Here is a 23,158-nt window from a genome sequence, read left to right on the forward strand (position 1 = left end):
AGCCTCCTCTAGCTTACGCGCTGCCGAACCAACCGCCACAATTTTACCATGGCCAAGGTCCCGAGAAGCACGATCAACCAGTTGACAACCATGAGCGCGGCACCACGCCCGAAGGCGAGGTTTTGAAAGGCTGTGATGTAGGCGCGAACCGAGAGCACGGAGGTACTGTCACCTGGACCGCCCTGGGTTGTTCCGAAGATGATATCGAACTGATTGAGCGACTCGATCAGCCGAAAGACTGCGGCGATCAGGATATACGGTGCAATGAGTGGAAGCTCAATATGGAGGAACGTCGCCCAACCCTTAGCGCCATTGATCCGCGCGGCTTCTCTGATCTCCTCGTTAATGCCCTGCAAACCGGCGAAGATGATGAGCGCAAAAAATGGTGTGTAAGTCCATATGTCGATGAGAACTAGCGAGAACATCGCCGTACCGGCGTCCGAAATCCAGGCGAAGCGGCCGATCCCGACGAGCGAAAGCAAATAGTTCAGAATCCCGTTTTGTGGATCCATCATTGTGGTCCACATCAGGGCGACGCTCATGGGCGGCAATACCAACGGAAGGAGAATGACAGGCCGCATCAATTGTGCAAGAAACACGCGGCTTGCGAACAATTTGGCGAGCGCAAGCCCAGAGAACGCTTCCGCGAGGACCGCGGAGCAGGCATACACCGTGGTCGCCCGCATGCTGTTCCAGAAATCTTGAGTCTTGATTGCCACTTCATAGTTGGTGACCCCAATGAAACGAACCAGGGGACGGCCAAACTTGAGATCGGTCAGCGATTGGAAGACGCCATAGAAAAACAGAAAAAGAAATCCGAGCAGTATGATGATCGCGGGAGCAATCGCAGCAAGGCTCCACCAGTCAAGAGCATGCTGCCCGGCGCTTTGCACCTGCTCTTTTTTGGGCGGTGCCAGTTGGCCTACCGATGATTGTAGCATCACGGTTGCGTCGATGCCTCGAAGGTTCATCGCTCACTTCTCGAAAGATACGCGGGGGTAGTGGAGGCGGCAATCCGGTGATGCCGCTCCCCGGTTGCCTTACATGGAGGAGCGAATCTCGGAGGCGAGGTCGGCCAATGTCGCCTTCACGTCCGCACCATTAACCATCTTCTGCATGGCAACTGCCCAGGCGTTCATGGCCTCGGCAAACCCTACGCGCGGCGTAAAGGCGAGCGCAGCCCGGTCCTGAACACTCTTGAAGGTATCCACGAAATTTGTGAATTCCGGTTTAGCCGCATAGTCGAGCCAAACCTTGTCGCTCCAGGTCGAAGCGCGCGGCGAGTTGACGAGCTTGCCGGCGATGGCACCGTTCAGCTCGACCTGCTTTGACGTCGCCCACTGAATGAAGAGCCAGGCCGCTCCCTTTTTCTGGGAAGCAGCATTCATGGCCAGGGACCAGATCCAGATGTTCGATTCGAAAGTCTTGCCGTTCGGAGCTCGCAGTGGCGGAGCGAAGGCAATCTTGCCCGAAGCGGGCTTGCCGGCAACATCGTTCCAGAACCCGAACATGTTAGAATCGATCGCCATCGCTGTCCGACCCGAATTGATGCCATCGACCACTTGGTACCAGTTGTCGTTGGCAAAGGATGGGGCAGCACACCTCTTGATCATCTCCACGTAGTCTTTGTGGAAGGCGATCGACTCGGGAGAATTGAGACCGGTTTCCAACTTGCCGTCCTTGACGACGAAGTCGTGTACACCATAGGACTTGGCGATTGAGATCGCGGCCGTGTGGATGCTGCTCCAAAAGCGCACTCCTCGCACACCCAGGGGCGTGATCGCGGGATCGGCAGATTTTAGCTTTTCGCATGCCGCCGACATTTCCGGCGGGGTTGTCGGAACCTTGATACCGTGTTTGTCAAGAATGTCCTTACGGTAGAACAATTGGATGTTTTCGAACCCGTGCGGGATGGCCCACACCTGACCCCGGCCCGGTTCGATCTGCCCGCCATTGACTTGCCAAGTCAGCGCGTCACGCAATGCGGGGAAGAAGTCCTTGTAGTCATAGCTTGCCGATGTGAGCTTAGGGTCGTTCAGATAGCGGTCGAGCGGCTCAAGCAGTTGACCGGGCGCAAGATCCCAAGCCGGTTGAATTCCTGTGCCGACGACATCCCACGAGGGCGATTTTGTGCTCAGCTGGATGGTCAGCTTATTCCAATAGGCATCGTCCGGATAAAGCTCGGGCGTCACCTTGATGCCCGTCAACTTCTCGAACTCAGGAAGCTGTGCTGCAACCGCGTCAGCATATGGATGGATGTCGTAAGCCCAAACGATCGAAGCGCCCTCGAACTGGCGCCAGTTGATATCCTCCGCTTTGGCCTGGCCGAAAGATGCGGCCGCACCGGACAAGAGAGTTGAGCAAATCAGAGCGGCTTTGACGAAATGGTAAGAATGGCCGCGCGGTGCGGCTAGCGTCCTTGGCATTGGTCCCTCCTCTGGGCTCTTCGGCCCTCAAGTTCACGTGCCTGTCGTCTTCCAGGGCCGCGAGTGTTGGTAACGCTAGCCGTGATTTTCCGCCCTTATGCACCCATTCAGATCGAAGTTGGGTATTTTTGGGTAAGTCAAGAAAACAGCGTTACAGCAGCCGTTGCAAAAGCCATGGGGAGATGATCAATGCAGGCCCATGTTCAGACCCCGCGCAGCCAGCCTACAAACGAGGGCCGAGCCGGGCCAACCGCCCGAGCTGATGCATAGTAGCTCGTTCGAATCCCTCTGTTAATCTCACCTTGCGGCACGGACGCCTCGATCTTGTTCTTGATTGTGCTGCTTTTAAGAGGGACGAGTGCTTGATGCATTGCCGCAACCTTTCTCGATCCGCAAACAATCTGGTCTCTCAACCCGCCATATTGCAGGACGAAGCTCGAGCGCGACCGCGAGCATCAGCAACAAGGCGTTGCGGATTAGGCCCAACGAAAGCCTCAGCCAGGCTGAGGGTGAGGCGGAGATTGTGGTCGACGGCGGTGAAGGCGATGTTGGCGGCGTCCCCCTCCCGGCCCTTTGAGATGGCAGCGACCGAGATGCCCGTCGCTCTTCATGTGGCCATTCACGGCTCGATGACTGAGAGGCGCCTGAGCCGATGCGCAGATAAGATTGCCGCAACTTAAGGCCGCACTCGCGGGCCAGCCGATTGGTTAATCGCCGCATATTCCAGCTTGGCATCGGTCGGGAGGTGATGGTCTTGGGCTGAACGGTGGTCTCCACCGTCGCTGCTTGAGATCGCGCGTCCGCAACGCGCCGGTCTCATGCGCCCCCTCAAGCTCTCGGCCAGCAAGAGCTCCAGCTTGTCACCGAGCCGCTTACGTCAATGGCCAAGCGTGCCCGTTACGCAAGCTGGCGCCCTCGTCAGTCCGAACGCCTACGTGGGCGTAGGAAGAATCGGATCAAGCTCCTCCTGCTCGAGGATCTTGGATCCATCTTTGGCCAAGTATGCCGCCAGTGAAGCGATGCCGGAGTTTGGTGGGCAACGAGCGGGTGCGGACTTTTTGGTCGGCGCCCGCCCCGAGATGCGGCAGGATCGGTCGTCCGACGGCGCGCTCCATCGTGTGGAATATCCAGGTGCCGTCCGGATCGATATCCGACCAGTGAAAGATCGGGGTTTGTTCGGACACCATTGCCGAGATCGTGCGCAGGGCCTGTTGGCTGGCAAGCGAGGGATACCCGCCAACATACAGCGTAGCACCCAGTCGAGCGGCGTCGGCCTCGGCGACGTGCCTGTTGAAGCTTGCCAAGTTTTCGATCGTCAAAACATACGCCGGCGGCTCCCGGAAGCGGACATGATCTGCCTCCTTAGGCGCGATCCCGAGATGAGCGGAGTGGCTCCGGAGAGATCGGCCCCAAGAAGATCGATCTTACCCGCGATCAGCAGCGGCGGGGCAAAGCGTTCCAGCCCGATCGCCCGCAGTGCCTCGCGGGGCCGCGCGCCCGGAGGAAACTCGAGGACGCCACTCAGGAGCCGAACCACGACGCCTTCAACGCGTTCCAGCGTCTTGCTGTGCCTCACCGTCCGTCGCGAGAAGGTCTTATAGTCCACGTCGAGATGCTTGTTGTCCAGGATGGCCTGGGCGAGATCGAAGGCGTGGCGCAACGTATCGACATCGGACGAAGCGACCCGCGGGCTACCGCTCCCGGTCGATCAACGACGGATCGACTGGTGCGCGCATCCGCACCTGAAGCGGTGGTTCGATCTGGTCAAGGCAGGCCGGGCGTGATCCGCGCGCAGCGGCGTTCATCGAACCATGATCGCCGCCCGGCGCGACCCTAACGATCAGCTGGCCGGCGTATGGTAGCCTTTCGGTTGCCATGCGCGACCCTTGAGGCGATCCATGGCCATGATCGAGTCCGCCGCCCCATCCGCGCCGCAAGTCCAGCGACATGGCTCGATCTTTGACTGTAGGAGGCGCTTCATCCAGAATAAGAGTTTAGGACTTTGGTTCTTTGAATGCCTTCTTCTTCAAGGCGGATAAATAATTTCCTCGAACTCTTGGACGAGATTTACCGGCCAAGCGCATTTCTAGCGTCACAACAAGTTCCTCAAATTTTTTGCGTGTTGCGCCCGCCAGAGGTCGTTGCCGATAATAGCTGTACAGGCGCTCGGTTATGACAGCTGTCACCCACCGTGGCGTATCTTCCGATTCGTAAAACTCACTTATCCTGGTTATAGCTAGGGAACGAGTCGATCTCGAGCAACATGAAAGAGCAGAGCAGCGTGCGAATTGCAGATGTCTTCTCGCTGCGTATCTGCTCATCGATAAAATCAACCAGCTTTTCGCTTCCAAGGCTTTGATAGGCGATCTCGGCAACGATGGTCGGCATGACATGCTTGATCGTACCCTCGATGAACCTAAATAGCTGGGACAGCTTTTCACTCAGTACCGGGCGCGACCATTGGACGGTGTTTGGGCAACAGCTCCTTATCTGCACAACGGGTCTGTTCCGACCCTGAGAGACATGCTGGTGCCGCACGCCAAGCGGCCGATGTCGTTTTGCGTAGGCAGCCGTGCGTTCGACCCGGTCAACGTCGGGCTCGCGACGAAAGCACAGTCGTCCGAAAGCTGTGCGGCCGGTCTGACGAACTTCGATGTGTCGCTGCTTGGGAACAGCAATCGCGGACATTCTTTCGAGGGTAAGGAAACCGACTTAAGGAAACTGCCGCCCGGCATCATCGGACCAGAGTTGACCGACGCCGAACGGCGAGCGCTTGTCGAATATCTCAAGACTCTATGAGCGATGGCGTTCGACGCCGACTTGTGTGCCGGCGTCGCTAGCTTCCGCCGAGTTCGAATGCGCCTCGTCCGAACACGTGCCATTCGGCAGATTGTCCCTGCTCAGCCAGGTCATGTGTCCCTCCTGCCGGGACGTCGTCGATTGTCTTGAAGCCGCCATGAGCTCGCCGGTCCTAAGCAGCCCCGACTTGGCGCAATCCTGACGATCCCGCCCAACCGCACTTGGCGATGCTGGGCGCGGCTACAGTTGCGCACTCGAAAACCTGTTCATTTTCCAAAATCTGGGCGCTCCAAGTGTAGTTTTTACAACATTTAGCGCCGAGCTATTATGGTTAAGCCAATAATTCGCCCTACAACCTTGTTGTGCAGCGTAGCAACGAACCGGAAAGTTATCGCGGAAGAGGTGGTGGCGATCATTGGCGTGCGAGATCAGCCGGCTGCTACCGATCGGGGCCGTATATCGGCCGACAATAAGCCAAGGCGAGGACTTGGGAGGAATAAGAGCTTGGCGCCGACGGAGCCTCTGAAAACGCTCGCCCCTCTTAGACGGCAGTCGGCCTATACTACCTCTCCTCAAATGCCGCGCCAGAAGCTTCCTTCCATCACCATCAACAATCTCGCTCCAAAGGCCCGCTTTCAGAGACCTCCAAAGCTACGCTTCCGGATTAAATCGACAGCTGGGGGTTTATTTATCGAGGCCAGTTCCGCCCGATGCTCTACTGTTCATCGTTGACCACATATTGTCGCGGCGGCGCTGCACCGAGGACCGAATGCGCATGGCTTCGCGGTACTTCGCGACCGTGCGGCGGGCAATATCAATGCCCGAGACTCGCAGGCGCTCAACGATCGCGTCATCGGACAGAACCGCTGACGGCTCTTCGGATTCGATCAGCTGCTTGATGCGGTGACGCACCGCTTCAGCGGAATGCGCCTCACCGCCATCCGCCGAAGGGATCGATGCCGTGAAGAAATATTTCAACTCGAATGTGCCGCGATTTGTTGCCATGTATTTGTTGGCGGTGACGCGCGACACCGTGGATTCATGCATCTGGATGGCCTCGGCAACGGCCTTTAGATTCAGCGGCCGCAAATGCGCAACACCAAGGGTAAAGAAGCCGTCCTGCTGACGCACGATCTCGGTCGCAACTTTCAGGATGGTGCGGGCGCGCTGGTCGAGCGCGCGCACCAGCCAGGTCGCGTTCTGCAGCGCGTCGTTGAAGTAGGACTTATCGACGTCCTTGCCGATCTTCTTCGACAGTTTGGAATAATAGGTCTGGTTGACCAGCACGCGCGGCAAGGTGTCGCTGTTGAGCTCGACATGCCAGCCGCCATCAGGAGCCGGACGGACATAGACGTCGGGTACCATCGTCTGCAGCCGCGCCGACCCGAACTTCATGCCCGGCTTGGGACTGAGCCGGCGGAGCTCGTCGATCATGTCGGCGATGTCCTCGTCGTCGACGCCGCAGAGCTTGCGCAAGCTCGCGATGTCGCGCTTGGCGAGGAGATCGAGATGCTCGACGAGGGCCTGCATCGCCGGATCGTATCTATCGAGCTCGCGGAGCTGGATCGCCAGGCACTCGCGCAAGTTACGCGCACAGACGCCGGGCGGATCGAACTCCTGCAGGACGGCAAGAACGTGCTCGACATCCTCCTGCGTTGCGCCGAGCCGCTCGGCGGCCTGGCCGAGATCCGGCGGCAGATAGCCGGCTTCGTCGACGAGATCGATCAGATACTGCCCGATCATGCGCTGCGCCGGCGCGGTGAATGCGACCGACAGTTGTTCGGCCAGGTGGTCGGACAATGTTGTCTCGGACGCGACAAACGCTTCGAGATTGTAGTCTTCGTCACCCGAGCCGCCGCCACCCCATTCGGTATAGGTGGTCATGGCGCCATCCCGGGCGTCGCGCACTTGGGCCTCGGCCAGCTGATCGCCGCTGACCTGATCGACCTCAGTCGGGGCTTCGGCCCCAGCTGCATCGTCACTGGCACGCTCGAGCAGCGGATTACACTCCAGCTCTTCCTCCACGAAGGTCATGAGGTCGAGATTAGATAATTGCAGCAGCTTGATCGCCTGCATCAGCTGCGGCGACATGACCAGCGACTGGGATTGCCGGAACTCTAATCTTTGCGTGAGCGCCATGAAGCAAGAACCGTTACTGAAGTTGGTCTGCGTTTTGCTCATCTAGTCAGGAGCTGATCTAAGCGCTTTGATGTCGCGCAAAAGCGGATGCGAGGTGAGATGAAGGCAGCGAACAACGGAATCCGACACTCAGTCGGAGCTCCCTCGTCAATCCCCATTGTGCGCGAGATGAGAGGACTAGGAATTCGGATGCGGCACTGTGACGCGAGGGCATCAACAAACAGGACAGCTTCCCGTGGCGATACTCCTATCAAGGACTTGCAGTCCCCGGCAGTTTCGGTGAGTTCTGCGCGTAGCCGCGATCCTCCACCCTCCCGCAGGAGCGCCGGCAACAGCTGCGCGGGGCTCAGGATCAGTGCCTGCCGCCACTCAGACAGTCCCTCGCTGTCGAGCCTTGCTGCACGCTCGAATTAGCGCGAACTTCGAAGCCGATCGTGGAAGGAAGTTGCGCAAACGAATTGGCACTAGGGCTGGCAGTCGAAAATAGTTGAGGTAGCGGGTTGAACCGGCCGCAAGATCGCTATTGCGTCAAACGCGATTGCGAGGCGATCACCATTCAGCTGCCCAACGCCTGCCGCTTGTTGGCCGCTAGCGTCTGCCCCATGTGCGTCGAGAAGAGTCTCTTGTCCGGGTTGCTGACGCAAATCGGCAGAAGTTCGAATAGCGGGCATATATTGGCCTGCTCTTCGGCTTATCCTGCCGAAAGTTCCAACGTATTCGGGATGACGAATCTGGGGCCTCTGACGCATCAAATCTGGGACAGTTAGTTTCCTCCGCTTGGCCGCTGAGCGGGACGATCTTGTCGGTTTGGTCGAGAGCCCTGCGCCAGTCGCCTTGCTTGCAGCGGCCGGCCGACATACTCGCTCCGCGAGAGGCGTCCGCACGCGCGAGACCGCCATGATGTTCCTACGACCTCGAGCAACATTTCATCGCTGGCCAGCGGGGTCTTGCCAGCGCGTTGGCCCACTCCTCGCCATATCGGTGCTGCCGGTGAAGCCTGCCGCCTCCCCAAACAACACCTCTCCGAAGCTTCGGTGGGATGCCGACCCCAATCACTCGCCTCAGTGGCATCTGAGCTGCGGCGAAACGACAAGAAGAATTCGCGCTCTTGGTACAACTCACCGGGTCGCAGAGGCAAGCTCCCGAGCCGAACCCCGGCTCATCGCCCGCGTCGTCGTACCTGCCATTCGCGCTCCCGCTGCCTCTGCGCCGATGGTAGCACCATACACCGCGCTGTAGAACACCGCAGCGGAAGTTGGCGCCGCGACATCTTATTCCGGCTACCGACGCAATTGAGCGGCCGCGTGAGGAGTTCGAGCGACGGATCAAGATCAAGACCGTTTGCCATCAGCGGCCGCCGCGGCAATGCCGTCCTGGCCTGCTCACCCCCGGCCAGATCAACATGCGCAAGGTCGACGGCTGGAGACCCCTCACCACAAATCCTTCGATAGGTAACTTGGGACGCGCCTAGTTGTGGGGCGCGCACCATAGCCACAATGCAATGCGCATCGCGATTGAACTCGCTGCGCACGGGCAGGTAGCTTCATGTTAGTGGAAATCGCGCCGACATTGCCGCAGCTGGCAAGCCTCGATTGCACAACGCGAAGCATCAACTTCTCGATAAGGGCCGCGCTGCCGCTCAGGTGAAGGGCCTGGCTTCAGCGATCACGGCTTCGTCCAGCGGCAAGCCCCTGCCATAGGGACGAACCAGCTTTCGCGGGCGGTCGCATCGAGCAGCGGCACCTCAGTTGCCTGATTGATATGGCCGGGACGGCCGGCTGGCGCAGCCTCGAGAGCCTCGAGACGGTTGGTGGCGAGAATGAAGATGTTGTCATTGTTGCTTCAACCCGTTCATTGCGTTGAGCAGCCTGTTTAGCAACACTTACTTGCAAAAACCTATAACAGCGCGATTCCTGGCAAACAGATCGACATCCTCGATCTGAAACGGATGGAACTTCATATCAATAGCGCCGGGATCGCGTGGTCGGTATGACAAAGCATGCGATTTACCGCCTAGGACCTGCATTGTCCGAACTAGGAAATCCAGCCTCAGGCGAGTCTGACGCAGCGAGACTTGCATGAAGCGCCGACGCCCCTAGGTCCACGCCAGCCACTGATAAACACCGGACACGCGCGCCGGATGCGCTTGCCCCGTCATCTGGTTTGAGCCAATTCCGTTGAAGTACATCGTTGAATCCACTAGAGATCGGCTATCCCGACCGCAGCAGATGAATCGCAAAGGAAGAGCCCGCCGACGCAGGGTCCTTGATCGTTCCTTTGAAGGCGTACGGAGCTAAATGATGCCGCGCCGGGTTGCTTTGGCTACAGCATTTGTCCGGTTTGCCGCCCCTAGCTTTCTGATGACGTTCTTCATGTGGAAATTGACGGTATTATCAGTGACGTTAACAAGTTGCCCGATTACCCAGGCTGACTTCCCCTCTGCGACCCAGTATAGGCACTCTGTTTCTCGCGGTGTTAGCGGAATGTCTGTCTCGCAACTCTCATCAAGCGGCGGTGTAATCTGCGCGACAGCGTTGTGAAACGCCGACGCCAATGTCGTGAGATGAGCCATGCGATCCTGTGGATCGGCATCATCGAAAGGAGATGCAAACGATACGAAAGCCGATCGGCCTTGCGATCCAAACAATGGCACGCTCATGCCATGCTTAAGGCCTGCTTCTTTGGCCTCGCGTAAGACGCGCAGCTCACGGGGCTGCAGTTCATATCGACTGGTTAGTTCATCCCAAAGAAAGGGCCTTGGCAGCATTGCTGTCCGCCGGACCACCGGGTCGATCGCTTGATATTCTTGTTCAGCATAGCGTTGGCACCAATCAGACGGGAAGTTTATAGTTGGCGGGGGCGGTAGATACTCTGGCAAACGACGCTCATTGGAGCAGGAGAGTGCTCCGTAGGCGACTTTATCAAAGCCTTCATTGCTCGCGAAATTCACAAGAAGATCGAACAGCGCTGCGATTGATCTTGTCTGTATAGCGCACTCGATGAAGCTGAATAGGTCGGGCCCGCGACTTTCCCGTCTGCTTGAAGCGAGTGGCATTTTGCCGTGCGACTGGTCATCCATTTTCTATTTCCGTTTGCTTACACAGATGTTGGCTTTGCTTCTTGCAGCTGAAAGCTCGCGCGCGAAAGGAAAGCGCCGGCCCAGAACTGTTTCACACGGTCCCAGCACGCTCCGAGAAGATAATCGGAGCGACTTGACGCACGCTGGCAGGTCGAGCCAAAGCGAAGCTGACTTTGTTCGCTGCTGACCGGTCGGGCTGCTCTCCGAGGTGCCAGTGCCCCAGTCTCTCGAAAGAACGGCTGGCAAATCATGCAACGATTGCGGCGGACACGGTCAGCACTTCTCGTAAGAACATGCCGGCATCTCGAGCGCCACCGCAAAGGAGCGAGGTCGGCATGGAACTGTTCGCAGCTCGGCACACCACACCCGGACGGGTCCAGCGCCCTCAGGTGCTTGCGCATTTTGGGCCACCACCCGCGGACATCAACAAATGGCTGCTTGACGAGGACGACAGCGTGCATGCGATCCTCAGGACTTTCCAAGAACCACCGATGCGCACAGCAATTCTCGCACCACTCGCCGATCGGAGAACTTGCCCCCATAATAGGGGCACTCGCAGAAAGATGGTCTCCTCTGGTTGAGCGGATGTGACATACGTCGAACATGCGACAACGTCTCATGCGCGACACAGAATTTGATATAGATCAAGAGCGTGATTAAAGGCCTGCCGTCTCACCTGCATTGACGGGGCGCGAATGGCACTCCCTGAGTGCCATCTTAACGCGCGAGGCAAGTCCAGTACCAACCTTCCTGCGGGCAGCGGAGCAGCAGTTTAGTGTGGCTCTGCTTTTCGAGCAGTCGAGGACGGCACTTTCGAACTTTCGCTGTGGCTCGCCTTTGCGAACTTCCCATCGGCGTCGTGAAGACTTGCCCCCTCCTTGCAAACCCGAGGAGAGAGCGAATGAACGAGGAAAGAAACAAAGGCTCGTTGTTGATCGGTCCGGGAGCAGGTTGATAGAACTCCTTGTGGCGTGGCGGAAATGTTGCGCCTCTCGGGCCTAGGGTCTGAAGCGGGTTACACGCCAGCTCGGGTGCAGCCTTCACACGATGAAGGGCTATGGAATGGCGGGTGAGGTGAAGCCGTTCAAGTCGTGTCCGGGTTAGCTCTCCCGCACCACGGTCTTCAGGTAATGGTAGGCCTTGATGATCTCGACCAGGCGCTGCTCCGTAGAGCGGTCGCCGCCATTGGCATCGGGGTGGTGCCTCTTGACCATCGCCCTGTACCTCGCCTTGATATCTCCGAGCGTCGCATCGACATTCAGGCCCATCACCTGCAACGCTTTCCGCTTGGCATTGAAAAGCTTGCGCGTCTCAGGCCTGGCCTCCGCGCGGGCGCGTCCCTTCAGCTCAGCGAGCATGCAAAAAGCATCGCAGTCGTCCTCGGAATGGGCCGGGCTGCCGGTCATCTTGCGGGCGCTGATGGGCTCGCCGATTTTCCAAGTTGGACGATGGCCCGTCAGCGCGTCATTCTGGTAGCGCGCGATCGCTTCGGCGTCCATCCCGGAGAAGAAATTGTAGGACTGATTGTATTCGCGAGCATGCTCGATGCAGAAGTGCCAATATTCGCGCGCATTGTGGCGGCCCTTTGGCGCGGGATGGGTTGCCTTGTTCTGGCAATCAGGCCATTCGCATCGCACCGCGGTCCGGCGCTCCTCCTGCGCTTCCTGCTTGTTGATGCGAATGGAGGCGAAGAATTTGGATGTGTCGCTCAGCATGACTTGGCTCCGTTGGGCGGAGCGGCAGTTAGCAGCGCCGCTTCTAAGCTAGAGAATTGGTTTCGACGGCAAGTTGGATCTGACTCGGCCTTTGCGTCTAGTTCAGTGCATGGTGTAGCAAGCACTTCCCAGCAATCGACATGCCAGGACTCGCGCGCTTGGTTCAGACAATCATCTCTTTGCGATCTCAGATCGATTCAATTGCAATGTGCTGTCGGGCTCTGCACATCGAGGTCTTGAACGGGACCGGGTGAATACGAACAAAGCGGGAGCTATGCAGGAATCTGGCTGATGACGCGCTTAGGGAAGCAGCGGAGCAACGCGGATGGTGAATTTGCGAGAACTTCTCGACGAGGCGATATGGCCAGAATGAGACTATCAACATCCTGCCCTTCGCTCAGCCGCCTGCGGTTGATCATGCGTGCTACAAATTCTGCGCAACAGAGCGCGTGTTCTGCTCGCCCGGTGCCGCGACGGAATCGTTCCAGAGACGCCGGCGAGATGAAGCGGCCAAGGATGGCCGCGCAACACCGCAAAAGCTATCGGCGCAATCGAGGCGGCCGGGCCCAAGGTGAGGACCGGGCGCGCGACTCTCGCCGGTTGGATCCGCTTCACGTACTTGATTTTGCCAGCCGAGCGCGGCGACCAGGAGCTTTGATCCCCTGCTTAGCCGGGCCGTATGTTGACTCGCGATTTCAGGAGGCACGATCGGCCCTGCTGGAAAGGATGCGGCGAATCTTTTGCTATTAGCGATTTTTGGGGCCTGAACAATCGATCGCGGGGCAAATACGTGCGCCGCAGCACAAGTCCGCCGGCGATCAAAGAGAGCCCGAGCTGGTTCTGAGCGGCAAGAAGAAGGCCATGGAGGGTCTCAACGGCGCCCAGCCGGCGCGGTCGCGGAGCATGCACTCGACATCTTTACTGCGAGCGCACCAAATATGTGCGTGGCCGCGATTACCGGACAAGGATCGCCGATATAAAGCCTATTGGCTTTCTGTGTCTTGCCGGCCGAGCACCAGCAGAGAACCACAATCCGAGCGAGAGCATCCGCCGCGGTACGGCACACGAACATGCGAGCCAGGAACCGTTGTCGGCCACCAACCGTATTAGATTGTGCAAGCTGAGCAAGCGTGAGACGTTGGGATGACCGAAGAGCCACAATCAGTTGCCGAGATCATCGCGGCGTCAGAGTGCCGACAGTATTTGAGCCCGTCCCAAACAGGCAAAAACGATGCCGCCTGCTCGGCTTCGTCACCAGTCGCGATTGCGGCGAAATGACTGAGCTGAGATCGCACTCCGGTTAGTCTCTAAGCACGTCAGCTTGTCGACAGCTGATCCTAATAGAGTGAGACAGTGACACGATTGGATCGGCATTGCGAGCCGACTCAAACCACCGGAGAGTCGACATGGACCCTTTTAACCGCATCAACCCACTCGACCGTGACCACGCCGCGGCACCGCAACAGCAGCAAGCGGAGTTTGAGCCTTACTTGGATGAAGTGCCCCAGCTTGATACCTCGACAATCGCAGAGAATCCCGTTTTTCATGATCCCTACTACCCTCATCTGTCTGAAGAAGGCCTTAGACTGGCCCAGGCATTGGGACTTGAGCACCAGAGCACGGACCGTCCTCATCCCGAACACGCAGTCACCAGACGCGAGGACGCCGCTGCGCAGCATCGCGCGCCGCAGGGTGGGCCGGAGGAACTGACTGCGCAAGGTCACGATCAGGATCCGTGGCAAGAGCCGATACGCGAAGCGATCCTAGCATCGTCTCTCAACCGGCCAGCCCCGGGTGGTCTGGCACCGGATCCCGAAGAAGCCGTTCGTTACTTCAGCTGGAGCGGCGCCTACCGGCCGGCTGCAAACGAGCTAGCCTCGGTCGCTTCCAGCTCAGGTCACGAAGTCGTTGTGGATGAGGATTACACCGGCCAACCTACGAAGAGGCAGAGGACACTAAGCCTGGCGGAAGAAAATGCCACTGCGCGCCAGCGCACCGAGCCCGGCAATTCAACCGGTCGCGAGTTAATTGAAGACGCCGGCGCACCGCTTCTGGCCAGCAGCCGGTTCGTCCTTCCTGAGGAAGTCTACGATCAGGATCTGCTGTGGGCCATGGTGGATAACGCTCGCCCATCGTCATCTCTCGAACCAAACGAGGGTCATCACCAAGCCCTGGACTCAGAAGCGGCCGTTGGTCCGTTCAACGCGCAGCACGGCGACCAGCACGCGTCCGCTGCGCACGAGCGCAGCAACGTCCCGCCGAGCCAGGACAGCCGACCTACCAGTTTTATCGTTCACAATGACCGTTACACGGCGCTGTTCGTGCCTGCGGGGGCGATGAGGCGAAGCACCCCACTCAATCCGCCAGGCTCAACCATTCAATTCGGATCTCGACCGGAAAACGTTCTGCCGCCCAGCCTGCAGCCAACGGATCGAACCGCCCGATCGCTTTTTGGACGGTCGATTGAGCAAGCCGCTCCGGCGTCCTCCAGGGCTCAGAGGACGTACCCCGCGGCCCGCGAGATTTACGCTGCATCATTCTCCGTTCCCGAGACTTTTTTGCACGGCACCCAACCCGCGCCGGACACGATGCGGGCGAAACTCGGCCAGTGGGGCCTTCTGCCGGACGAAGCGCATCCGACAAAACAATACGACATTCATGGTGAGCGCTACACCGCCCTTTTCGGACCCGGAGGCTCCGATGACCTTCGGCTCATCCATCACCCACGAATGTAGACGCCGAGGGACATCTCAAACGCATGGAGCCCGTCCAGATAGTTCCGGAATTGGACTTGTTATTGGACCATAGCTTGCTCCGGCTGCTCCTGCGAGGTTGGCGCGGTTCTGGGCAGCACAGATGTCCGCTGCTCGCGTCGATGACTTGCCAGCATCATCGCTTAGCAACTCCTCGTTGGGCCGAACTTCTACCTCCGTTTTCTTGCTAACTACGGCGTGATCACGTTGATTGCCTCGAGGCGGTTGTGCAGCGAAATCGGCAGTCGAGTGCCGGCCTCCCGCGCACTTTGCCTGCAATATCTGCTCCACATCCACAGTTGCCTGGGCACGCACTGACGCATTCACCCGCGGGCGGCTCTTGAAGCTGCGATGAAGGGCTTGTCGGCGGCTTGCCGGGCCGCGAGAGCATCGAGCGCGCCGTCGCGCTGGTAACAGGTCATGATCGTGCGACACGAGCTCGCCGCTATAATCGACACGGATCTTTGCTCGGAATGCGACTGACTTGCAGCCCTCCCAGCTCACGGCCTTGTCGCTGGAGGCGATCCGCAGCAGGCGGCCCAATACGCCTGGAGAAGACATAAATTGTGATGGAGGCGCGGATAAACGAGCCTACCAATTCGTGCAGCAGATTTCGCAGCTCACGTCAGTTAGTTTGCTGGGTAGTAACTCCGGGAGACTTCTTCAATGCTGATCGTCGACACAATTTTGAAGCCAGACAGGTTTGGCGGTATTGGACTTTTCTCCGCGACTCGTTTGCCCAAAGGTTCGTTGATCTGGATTCACAACCCAATCGTTGACATCACGGTGACGCCTGAACAATACGAAGCCCTAGCTCCAACATTCCAAGCGCTACTTGATAAGCATGCCTATCCAAGAGACTACAAGGCTTACGATGGTGTTATCGAGTACAATGCTGACAATGCCCGCTTCATGAACCACAGCAGCCGCCCAAACACATACCAAGACGACCGCCGAGTTTTCACAGCCCGTGACGTACAACCCGGTGAAGAACTGACCTGCAATTACTTATTTTTCGATCCACGGTGTGACGTATCGTGGAATGAAGAACCATCCATGAATCTTGATGCCCCAACGGGCTAGGCGACGGTGGATTCAAGTTCGCGGTCTGACGACTTGATCCGTTGGCGAATTACGCCGGCAAGACTTTCGGCAACTCGTTGTGGCCATCGACCGACTCGGCCAATTTTCTAGCTGCCTTACCGAGCAAGAAGATTTTGCGAGCGGAGCCTTGTTCGACAGACATCCCTTGGCGCGCAGAGCTCCTTGGCGCACCGTCGCGGGAGCGCTTTCGATGAGGTATCTCCTCGAGGCGGACTTCATTGCATCTCTAGAGCTTACCCAACGCCGGATCTCCGCGGATGTGCCCGTTCTCGCACTGACTTTTGAGTCTTGATCCTCGATATTTCCTGAGATGGCCCGGGCACCGATCCTGATATTACCTTTAGGATAGGCCGATTGTGCCGCTTGATGTCAGAGTAGCAGATGTGCTGTTACAAACGCACTTGATGAGGGCTTATCGCGGCTCGATCTTTGCGCCTCCGATTTAGCTTCGCGCAATGCAGAGAGCATCCGTCCCATCTGGTCACGATCCTACATACTGCCATATCAGGACCTGTTTAGATAAGAGATCAGCGACTATCGTGTGATCGATTTCGTCGGCCGAGGTCCATCCGATCTTGCCGATCAACTAGCATTACGCGCTCAAGGATGCCGCGAGGGACGAAAGCCGCAAGACAATGGGCGCGTCGATCCTAAAGCGGTCCGAGCACGACTCCTAGCTTCCTGGCGTACTCACGCTCCCAAAAACTAGGGTCCAGACTCAATTGAGCCAATATGCGACGAGAGCGGCGAGATGAACAGCGGCCAAAAAATTACGGGCGAGCTTGTCATATCGCGTGGCGATGCGCCGGAAGTCCTTAAGCCTGCCAAAGCAGCGTTCGATGACATTTCGTCCTTTGTAGGCGCGTTTGTTGAAGCGATGGATGACGACACGGTTAGATTTATTGGGGATTACGGGCTTGGCGCCACGACGAATGATTGCGCCGCGAAGCTTGTCGCCATCATACCCTTTGTCGGCGAGGAGCACGCTCATGGGTGGCGCGAGCGCCAGGACATCGGGAGCCGCAGCGATATCGGCATCCTGGCCTGGAGTCAGATGCAGGACGACCGGCCGGCAGAGCGGATCGCTCAGCGCATGGATTTTTGTCGTGCGGCCTCCGCGCGAGCGGCCGATTGCTTGATTGTGCTCCCCCCTTTTCCGCCGGAGCCACACCGGTGAGCTTTAATCGAGGTCGAGTCGAGCGACAGTACGACGCCGTCTTCGCCAGGCTTGGCCAGCGCTTCGAAGATTGCGCACCATCGTCCTCGCTTGGCCCAGCGATTGAAGCGATTGTAGATCGTCGTGTAAGGGCCGTATTCACGTGGACAATCACGCCATCGTGCACCCGATTGCAGCATGTGAATGATGCCGCTGACGATGCGTCGGTCGTCGTCCCGATCCGGCCCCGTCAGTCCCCTCGGCAGATGCGGTTCGATACGCGCCCATTGCCTGTCGTTCAGCCAAAACAAACCAGCGCGCATTCTCTCGCCCCCGAATCAACACGTAGGCAAGAGAATCACGTGGCGCTATTTAGGTACAGACCCTAGTACGAGCTGAACTTGCAACGGCCGGCTGGTTGCCATCAGGCAGCTCGCGGAGTGAAAAGAACACTAGGCTTGAAATCTCACGGCTCATCCAAGCTGAACCAGCTTGTGCTCACCGGGCAGACCACAAAGTTCCGGCACATGCACGTGCCTTGGACGCTAGCTCCGCAATGCAGCGAACCTCGACACTCGTTCGTCCGCCTTCCACCCAATGTAGGGAAGTTGACGCGGCACGCTCTTAGTAAGCTCCTGCAGAACAAAGGAATTGCTCCGGCACGCGGCTTGCTACGTTGAGGACGTCATCACCAATCGTCGTGCGGTGATCTTCGGAGCGGCCCCGGCTCGTTATTGGGGGCCTGGTGCTCCGACGATTTGCCGTGCGGCGATACTTAGCGAGCGCGACTACAACTCGGGAAAGTTCAGGGCAATCTTTATGCGATCAAGAGTTCTCTTTTTGGGGGCTGCGACCATGGCGATCGCCACAACGGGTACATCTATGGCGAACCTCGGGCGAGAAGCCCTGCCACCGTCGGTGTGGAACTGGTCCGGAGGCTACATTGGCGGGCATGTAGGCGGCGGGTACGGTCGAACCTCTTTCACCAATCCGTTCGGCCCACCGATCTACGGCGACGTCGTCGATATTCCCTCCTTCGTCGCAGGTGGCCAAATCGGCTACAATTGGCAGAACAATAGTTGGGTGTACGGCCTCGAACTGGATGCCAGCGCAGCTGTCGCGAGCGGCTCAAACACCTGCCTCGCAGCCTCAGACTTGATTGTAAGCGCAAACTGCAACGCAGCTCCGAACCTCTTTGCGACCGGGACCGGTCGCATCGGTTACGCCTTCGGCTCGCTCGGGCAAACGCTTGCCTATCTCAAGGCAGGTGCAGCCTGGCAAAATAATCGAGGCGATATCGTCAACAACTTTGAAGGGGGCGACCTGCCACAGGAGAAAACCCATTTCGACTATGGCCAAGTTGGTGGCGTCATCGGGCTCGGTGTGGAGCAAGCCCTTACGCCTTCATGGTCGGTGAACGTCGAGTATGACTATCTGCATTTTGGCGGGCCGAGCGTCGCGACCGCTTCGACCGCGAAGTTATCTCCGTCTACGATTTTGCCGGCGAGCACGACCAGCCTGTCCAGCAACTATCACATTGGGAAAATTGGTCTGAACTACCACTTTGGTGCGGACCCAGAAGCCGCACCAAAGTCCGATTCGCCGCTGCATGCGAGATCAGCCGGCAGCGTACCACCCATTCCCTACACGTCCGGTTGGTCGTTCGAAGGGGGCTCGCGGCTCTGGCTGAGCCGGGGAAGATTCCAGTGGGATCAAAGCGCAGTCCCGTATGGCTGGCCTGAAGACCCCAGCATACTGATTTCCAGGCTCACTTATCATGCACTGGACGGACTTTCGGGGGAGGTATTCGGCCGTGTCGACAGTCCCTGGGGAGTGTTCTTGAAGAGTAGCCTTGGTATCGGGTTCTTCAACAAAGGGAAATCGAACGATGAAGATTGGCTGCCCCACGAGGGATACCCCTACCTAAATACTCGTTCAGGTGAGTCAAACGGGCGATTTGCATATTACACGGCCGACGCCGGTTACGATGTCCTGCGCAGTACGAACTACAAGATCGGCGGATTTATAGGCTGGGCCTATTACAGCCAGAGCTCAGACTCGAGGGGTTGCGTTCCGCTCACAAATCCGCAGGACTTTTGTCGTATCAAGCCGAGCGACGATAGGATCGTTGGCAGCCAAGATACTCAATGGAATGCGCCTCGAATCGGCTTGAGCGCCGAAACTATGCTGACCGAGCGCTGGCGCCTGAATGCGGACATCGCTTACCTGCCCTGGACCGACTTCAAGGGCCGCGATAATCATCTCTTGCGCAAAAAGACCACCTTTAGTGAGCAACACGGCAATGGTGGCGGCGGCGTCCAGGTTGAAGGCCTTCTGTCCTACTTTGTCACCAACAATATCAGCCTAGGCGTTGGAGGCCGCTATTGGGCCATGTGGACGAAAAAGGAAGCGGACTCCGCGGACTGCGGAAACGGCTGCGGCTCGCTAGGATTTGCGAACTACAGCATGGAACGGTGGGGTACGTTCTTCCAGGCGTCTTACAAGCTCAACTAAGGGCTTCACTGTTACGAGGCTCCAAACTGCAGATGCTTAGGGGCCGTTCTGAAGTTCGCTGATGGCCCCAGTCCTCGGCGCCCATTCGCCGCCGAGGACTATGTCGCGATCACGCCTGTACACCGGCTTGCTTCGATTGCAAACCGCCCGCATGGACAAGGCGAGCGCAACTCCGCTCGCGAACCGGAGCTCGTTTCTGGTGATAAGAGCTCGATCCGTTGACCCGGAATTCGCTCCAAAGCCGATTCCGCGCACCATTGCGAAGGCGCCGACCGACCGGGAAGCCGCGGCCGTTGTCTCATCGCGCGGCGGCCGGAGGCGGGCGCAAAGTGCCTGGCGAAAGATCAACGGCTTATTCACCGAGGGGAGAGTTGAACGGCTGGCGGTCTGCAACGGACGAGCCGCTCACAGAGGAATTCAAGCCGTGGGTACACAGCGTCGGTGAGGTTCTGCGCGAGGATCCATCCAGCGCAACGACTCGGGCAGTATTGCTTGGCGAGCTACCCGCCCTTGCATCGCCACGCGAACTCACGCGGGTCATTTCCTTTCATGTAACAGCAGAAGATCACCAGATGGAATGCGAGCCGCGCGTCCTTGCCCCCGATCACCAGACGTGACCAAGGATTCCAGACCGTCCTGATTCCTACACTCCCCGCTATGGCCCGGTCGTCTGCCCCTGCTGGGACCTTCATGAGCAGCATCATCCGACATCAAATTCAGCTTACTGATCGTGTGAAGGGCGAGCGCAAGTTCAGTTTTTGCAATCTGCTCATCGTATTTGCCTGCACTTTGGTGCCACCCCCACGGGCAGATCCTCGGCGCTAGAAGTGAATGCGGCCCAATTGGCTGGGGGAGACTAAAGGCAATCGGCATTCGGCCACTTTTCCTCGCCAGCCAAACACGTAACCGGCGGCAGGGCGCCGAGCCCGTATGGAAGGCGCGCCCCCACGATTCCTAAATTCCGCAGCGGGATCTCTCCTGGGCAATCCTGACCGCGGCGAGCCCCAACATCACGTCGCCGGTGAACCCGAAATGGAGACGATAGAGCCACCAGATTGCGCAGCACCGGTCAAGATGGGACAAGGCTAGCCCGCGCCTAATTGCTGCGAGCATCCGCGCCATGGGCTTCATTCCGTGGATCATGTGGAAGCCTCGGCGTCTCGGGGCCGGCGCTCGCCATTCAATGACTTTCCGGGCGGTGGCGGCTCGCTGTCCGGCGCGTGCACCTGCAATAGATTGGGAGCTGAGATTGATGTTCGCCATGACGTTCTTTTCCGGTTTTTGAGGCTGGTTGCACACGCCTATGTGCATGCGATCTTGCGTGACTCTACGGTGGAGCTACTGCTTGCAGAACGCCCAGATTTGGTAGTGTTAAATTGACACGATTTCCTCGACAAATACGCTCACGCAATCCCACTGCTACGCAAAGCGACTGCGCCACTTGCGACGGTCCTTGCGGCTAGGCGATCTTTGCTGCCACCTCCTTGAGAATACCTTCGCGTCCGCCAAGACAATCCAGCCTCGCACTTGCAGGGCCTCCGCCGTTTCCAAGCAAGTGCTCAACGGGCACCGGTTTCTGCCCAATTTGCCGAACCCAGCCGACATCGAGCGCTGGCTTGCGGCCGAGCCCCGTTTGCCCTGGTAATTCTCGGTCACCTCGCGAAGCACCGCCCCGAGCAGTTCGGCCGCGGCACACCGTCGTGCAGCGCTCACGGGGATCCCTCAGACGCAAAGCAGCCGAGAAGACGATCATCCCGCGCACGGCTAACAGTGCGGCGCTGGCCGGTGATCCCGGGACCGGGGCGCGGCGGCGTGCCTTGGGCACTCCGCGACGCACCCCGGTTCTTCCGATCCCGCGCGCAATGGTGCAACCTCGGACTGGCCCACAGCCGGAGCTGTATCGGTCAAGCGCCAGCAACATCCTCGAGTGAAGCAACACGGCGACAATATTGCCGGCCGGATGACAGGTCGGCACCACGCAGACGAATGGCCAGGATGACCGTGCATCTCGAGCGCTGCCAGCGGGCCCGATGATGCGTACCCGCTGGCGGCTCGAACAATCCACTGCTAAGCGATGAACCGTCTATCCAGGTAAGGACAACCAAAGTGACCGCACGACTCAGACCCAGCGCGATCGGCTCACCGTCAAGTTGGTCTCATACCCGCGTAAGCTTAACGAATCCTCCTTCGGCTAGTTCGGCTTTGTAGGCCCGTCCGTTAAGATGGATGGTCGTGGGGCTATTGGCGGTCGGCATGAAACCTTCTTCGCGCAGCTTGTCTATGAGGGCAGGTGTGGCCCATTGCTGTGGTAGCGGCCTTCCATAGCGTCGGTTCTCCGCGAAGAAGGCTCCGAAGTCCGGTACCCCCGCCCGGCCGGCCCCAAGCACTTGGTCTTCCGCAGGGTTATGAACAAGAAGAACGCGATTACACTCATCCAAACCGGCCGTGTAGCGGTGACCCTGGATTTCATAGGTCATTGTCGGCTGGTCCGAGTCCGGCAAGAGACCCCGGTGGAACAGCCTATCGACCATCGAGTCAGGGGCGATTTGCGAACCGTGTGAAAATCTCTGGGGAGCGGCGAAGGAGACATCTACCGCTTCCTCAGGTGCGGCAGACGATGATGGTCCAGCTTCATTCATGATCTCGCTGAACAAATCATGATCTTCCTGTGTCCAGACGTGCGCTGTCGGTGATTCTGGTGAACGGGCATTATCGATCGGGCTTGGAGCCATAAAGCCCTCCTTTTTGTTAAGAGACCAAAGGCCTCTAGAATATCTCCCAGAGGGAATGAGCTGAAGTTCGTCACGAATTCCGGCATGGGCAGCTTCGTCATCAAGAGGCCAAGTTCGAGTGTTAGAGAGGCTGGCTTTCGAGAAGCTGACAAAGGTCGAAGAAGAAAGACAAACTCGCGGCTGCATCTACCACGTCTGATGCGATCATCTCCGATCCTGAACTCATTCCACCTCAACTCGCGGTCGGCGCGCAGCTCTGCGTCCTGCATCGTTTCATCTGACGGAAAGCTCGTTAGGAGGTCAGGCGACGCTGACCGTAGCCAGCCCCAGTCCCATACCGAACATGTGCATTTCGATCTCTGTCCGCGACCAGTTGTTCTGGCCTGCACTTGAGCCTATGCTTGGTCCGATAAGCAGAATGACCGCGATAGCCGGGCCAACGCGAGAACAGACGAGAGCGCGATCTGAGAGTCCGGCAAGAGCGGAGCGATCTGTTCACCTGATTAAATGAAGAAAGAAATCGCTCAGACGCAAAGCAGCCCAGACGATCATCCCGCGCACGGCTAAAGGTGCGGCGCTGGCCGATGATCTCGGGACTGCGGCTGCCGCTGCGTTTAATGCGCACTCCGCGATGTCCCCAGTGCGTCCGATCCTGCGCGCCATGATGCAACGTCGGACAGGCCGTCAGCCGGAGCTACATCGGCCAAGCTGAGATTTTCATCGTCAGATGAGGCAATACGA

General features: G+C 58.4%; 14 protein-coding genes and 2 pseudogenes. 5 read left to right on the top strand and 11 right to left on the bottom strand.

From position 1 onward, the window contains the following. Positions 1-8: 8 nt before the first annotated feature. Complete coding sequence (locus tag LPJ38_RS36545) at positions 9-971, bottom strand: carbohydrate ABC transporter permease (RefSeq protein WP_011084695.1); 963 nt, start codon at positions 969-971, stop codon at positions 9-11. Between the two features lie 69 nt (positions 972-1,040). Then, positions 1,041-2,426 carry an ABC transporter substrate-binding protein gene (locus LPJ38_RS36550; RefSeq protein ID WP_011084694.1) on the bottom strand — a complete coding sequence of 462 codons (1,386 nt, stop codon included), beginning with the start codon at positions 2,424-2,426 and terminating at the stop codon, positions 1,041-1,043. 358 nt (positions 2,427-2,784) lie between these two features. Between LPJ38_RS36550 and LPJ38_RS36555 the strand changes: the two genes are divergently transcribed. Then, a complete protein-coding gene (locus LPJ38_RS36555; protein WP_161966258.1) occupies positions 2,785-3,003 on the top strand; it encodes a hypothetical protein in 219 nt (72 codons plus the stop codon). A gap of 44 nt (positions 3,004-3,047) precedes the next feature. Here LPJ38_RS36555 and LPJ38_RS36560 read toward each other — a convergent pair. The 4 genes and pseudogenes from LPJ38_RS36560 to LPJ38_RS36575 form a co-directional block, all read right to left on the bottom strand. Beyond that, positions 3,048-3,303: pseudogene (locus LPJ38_RS36560) on the bottom strand (IS5/IS1182 family transposase); the annotation flags it as partial. A 79-nt stretch (positions 3,304-3,382) separates the two neighbouring features. After that, on the bottom strand, positions 3,383-3,745 hold the full coding sequence (locus LPJ38_RS36565) for a Wadjet anti-phage system protein JetD domain-containing protein (protein ID WP_026312353.1): 363 nt from the start codon (positions 3,743-3,745) through the stop codon (positions 3,383-3,385). Beyond that, positions 3,742-4,086: a hypothetical protein gene (locus tag LPJ38_RS36570; RefSeq protein ID WP_014497905.1), complete on the bottom strand. Its 345-nt coding sequence runs from the start codon at positions 4,084-4,086 to the stop codon at positions 3,742-3,744. Before LPJ38_RS36570 ends, LPJ38_RS36565 begins: the two co-directional genes overlap by 4 nt. A 557-nt stretch (positions 4,087-4,643) precedes the next feature. Continuing rightward, entirely contained in the window at positions 4,644-4,814 is a 171-nt protein-coding gene (locus LPJ38_RS36575) for a hypothetical protein (protein WP_014497906.1), read from the bottom strand. A 72-nt stretch (positions 4,815-4,886) separates the two neighbouring features. On the opposite strand from LPJ38_RS36575, the gene LPJ38_RS36580 reads away from it, so the two are divergent. Then, on the top strand, positions 4,887-5,225 hold the full coding sequence (locus LPJ38_RS36580; RefSeq protein ID WP_275937772.1) for a c-type cytochrome: 339 nt from the start codon (positions 4,887-4,889) through the stop codon (positions 5,223-5,225). Between the two features lie 684 nt (positions 5,226-5,909). Here LPJ38_RS36580 and rpoN read toward each other — a convergent pair. From rpoN to LPJ38_RS36600, 3 genes are all read right to left on the bottom strand, one after another. Further along, positions 5,910-7,364, bottom strand: coding sequence for an RNA polymerase factor sigma-54 (rpoN, locus tag LPJ38_RS36585; protein ID WP_011084688.1), 1,455 nt, complete (start codon positions 7,362-7,364; stop codon positions 5,910-5,912). A 2,293-nt stretch (positions 7,365-9,657) separates the two neighbouring features. After that, the gene (locus LPJ38_RS36595; RefSeq protein ID WP_018645272.1) at positions 9,658-10,443 is read right to left on the bottom strand and encodes a helix-turn-helix transcriptional regulator; all 786 of its coding nucleotides are present in this window, start codon (positions 10,441-10,443) and stop codon (positions 9,658-9,660) included. 1,100 nt (positions 10,444-11,543) lie between these two features. After that, positions 11,544-12,158, bottom strand: a complete 615-nt coding sequence (locus LPJ38_RS36600) for a J domain-containing protein (protein WP_011084684.1) — start codon at positions 12,156-12,158, stop codon at positions 11,544-11,546. A gap of 1,406 nt (positions 12,159-13,564) precedes the next feature. On the opposite strand from LPJ38_RS36600, the gene LPJ38_RS36605 reads away from it, so the two are divergent. After that, complete coding sequence (locus tag LPJ38_RS36605) at positions 13,565-14,893, top strand: hypothetical protein (protein ID WP_011084682.1); 1,329 nt, start codon at positions 13,565-13,567, stop codon at positions 14,891-14,893. A gap of 684 nt (positions 14,894-15,577) precedes the next feature. Further along, complete coding sequence (locus LPJ38_RS36610; protein ID WP_011084680.1) at positions 15,578-15,994, top strand: SET domain-containing protein; 417 nt, start codon at positions 15,578-15,580, stop codon at positions 15,992-15,994. Between the two features lie 739 nt (positions 15,995-16,733). On the opposite strand, the pseudogene LPJ38_RS36615 reads toward LPJ38_RS36610, so the two are convergent. Next, positions 16,734-17,516, bottom strand: a pseudogene (locus LPJ38_RS36615) (IS5-like element ISBj2 family transposase). Between the two features lie 510 nt (positions 17,517-18,026). Here LPJ38_RS36615 and LPJ38_RS36620 point away from each other — a divergent pair. Beyond that, on the top strand, positions 18,027-19,685 hold the full coding sequence (locus LPJ38_RS36620; RefSeq protein ID WP_224517533.1) for an outer membrane beta-barrel protein: 1,659 nt from the start codon (positions 18,027-18,029) through the stop codon (positions 19,683-19,685). Positions 19,686-21,841: 2,156 nt separating this feature from the next. On the opposite strand, the gene LPJ38_RS36625 is transcribed toward LPJ38_RS36620, so the two are convergent. Further along, positions 21,842-22,417, bottom strand: coding sequence for a hypothetical protein (locus tag LPJ38_RS36625; protein ID WP_011084675.1), 576 nt, complete (start codon positions 22,415-22,417; stop codon positions 21,842-21,844). Between the last annotated feature and the right edge of the window lie 741 nt (positions 22,418-23,158).

This window comes from Bradyrhizobium daqingense, assembly GCF_021044685.1.
GTDB lineage: Bacteria > Pseudomonadota > Alphaproteobacteria > Rhizobiales > Xanthobacteraceae > Bradyrhizobium > Bradyrhizobium daqingense.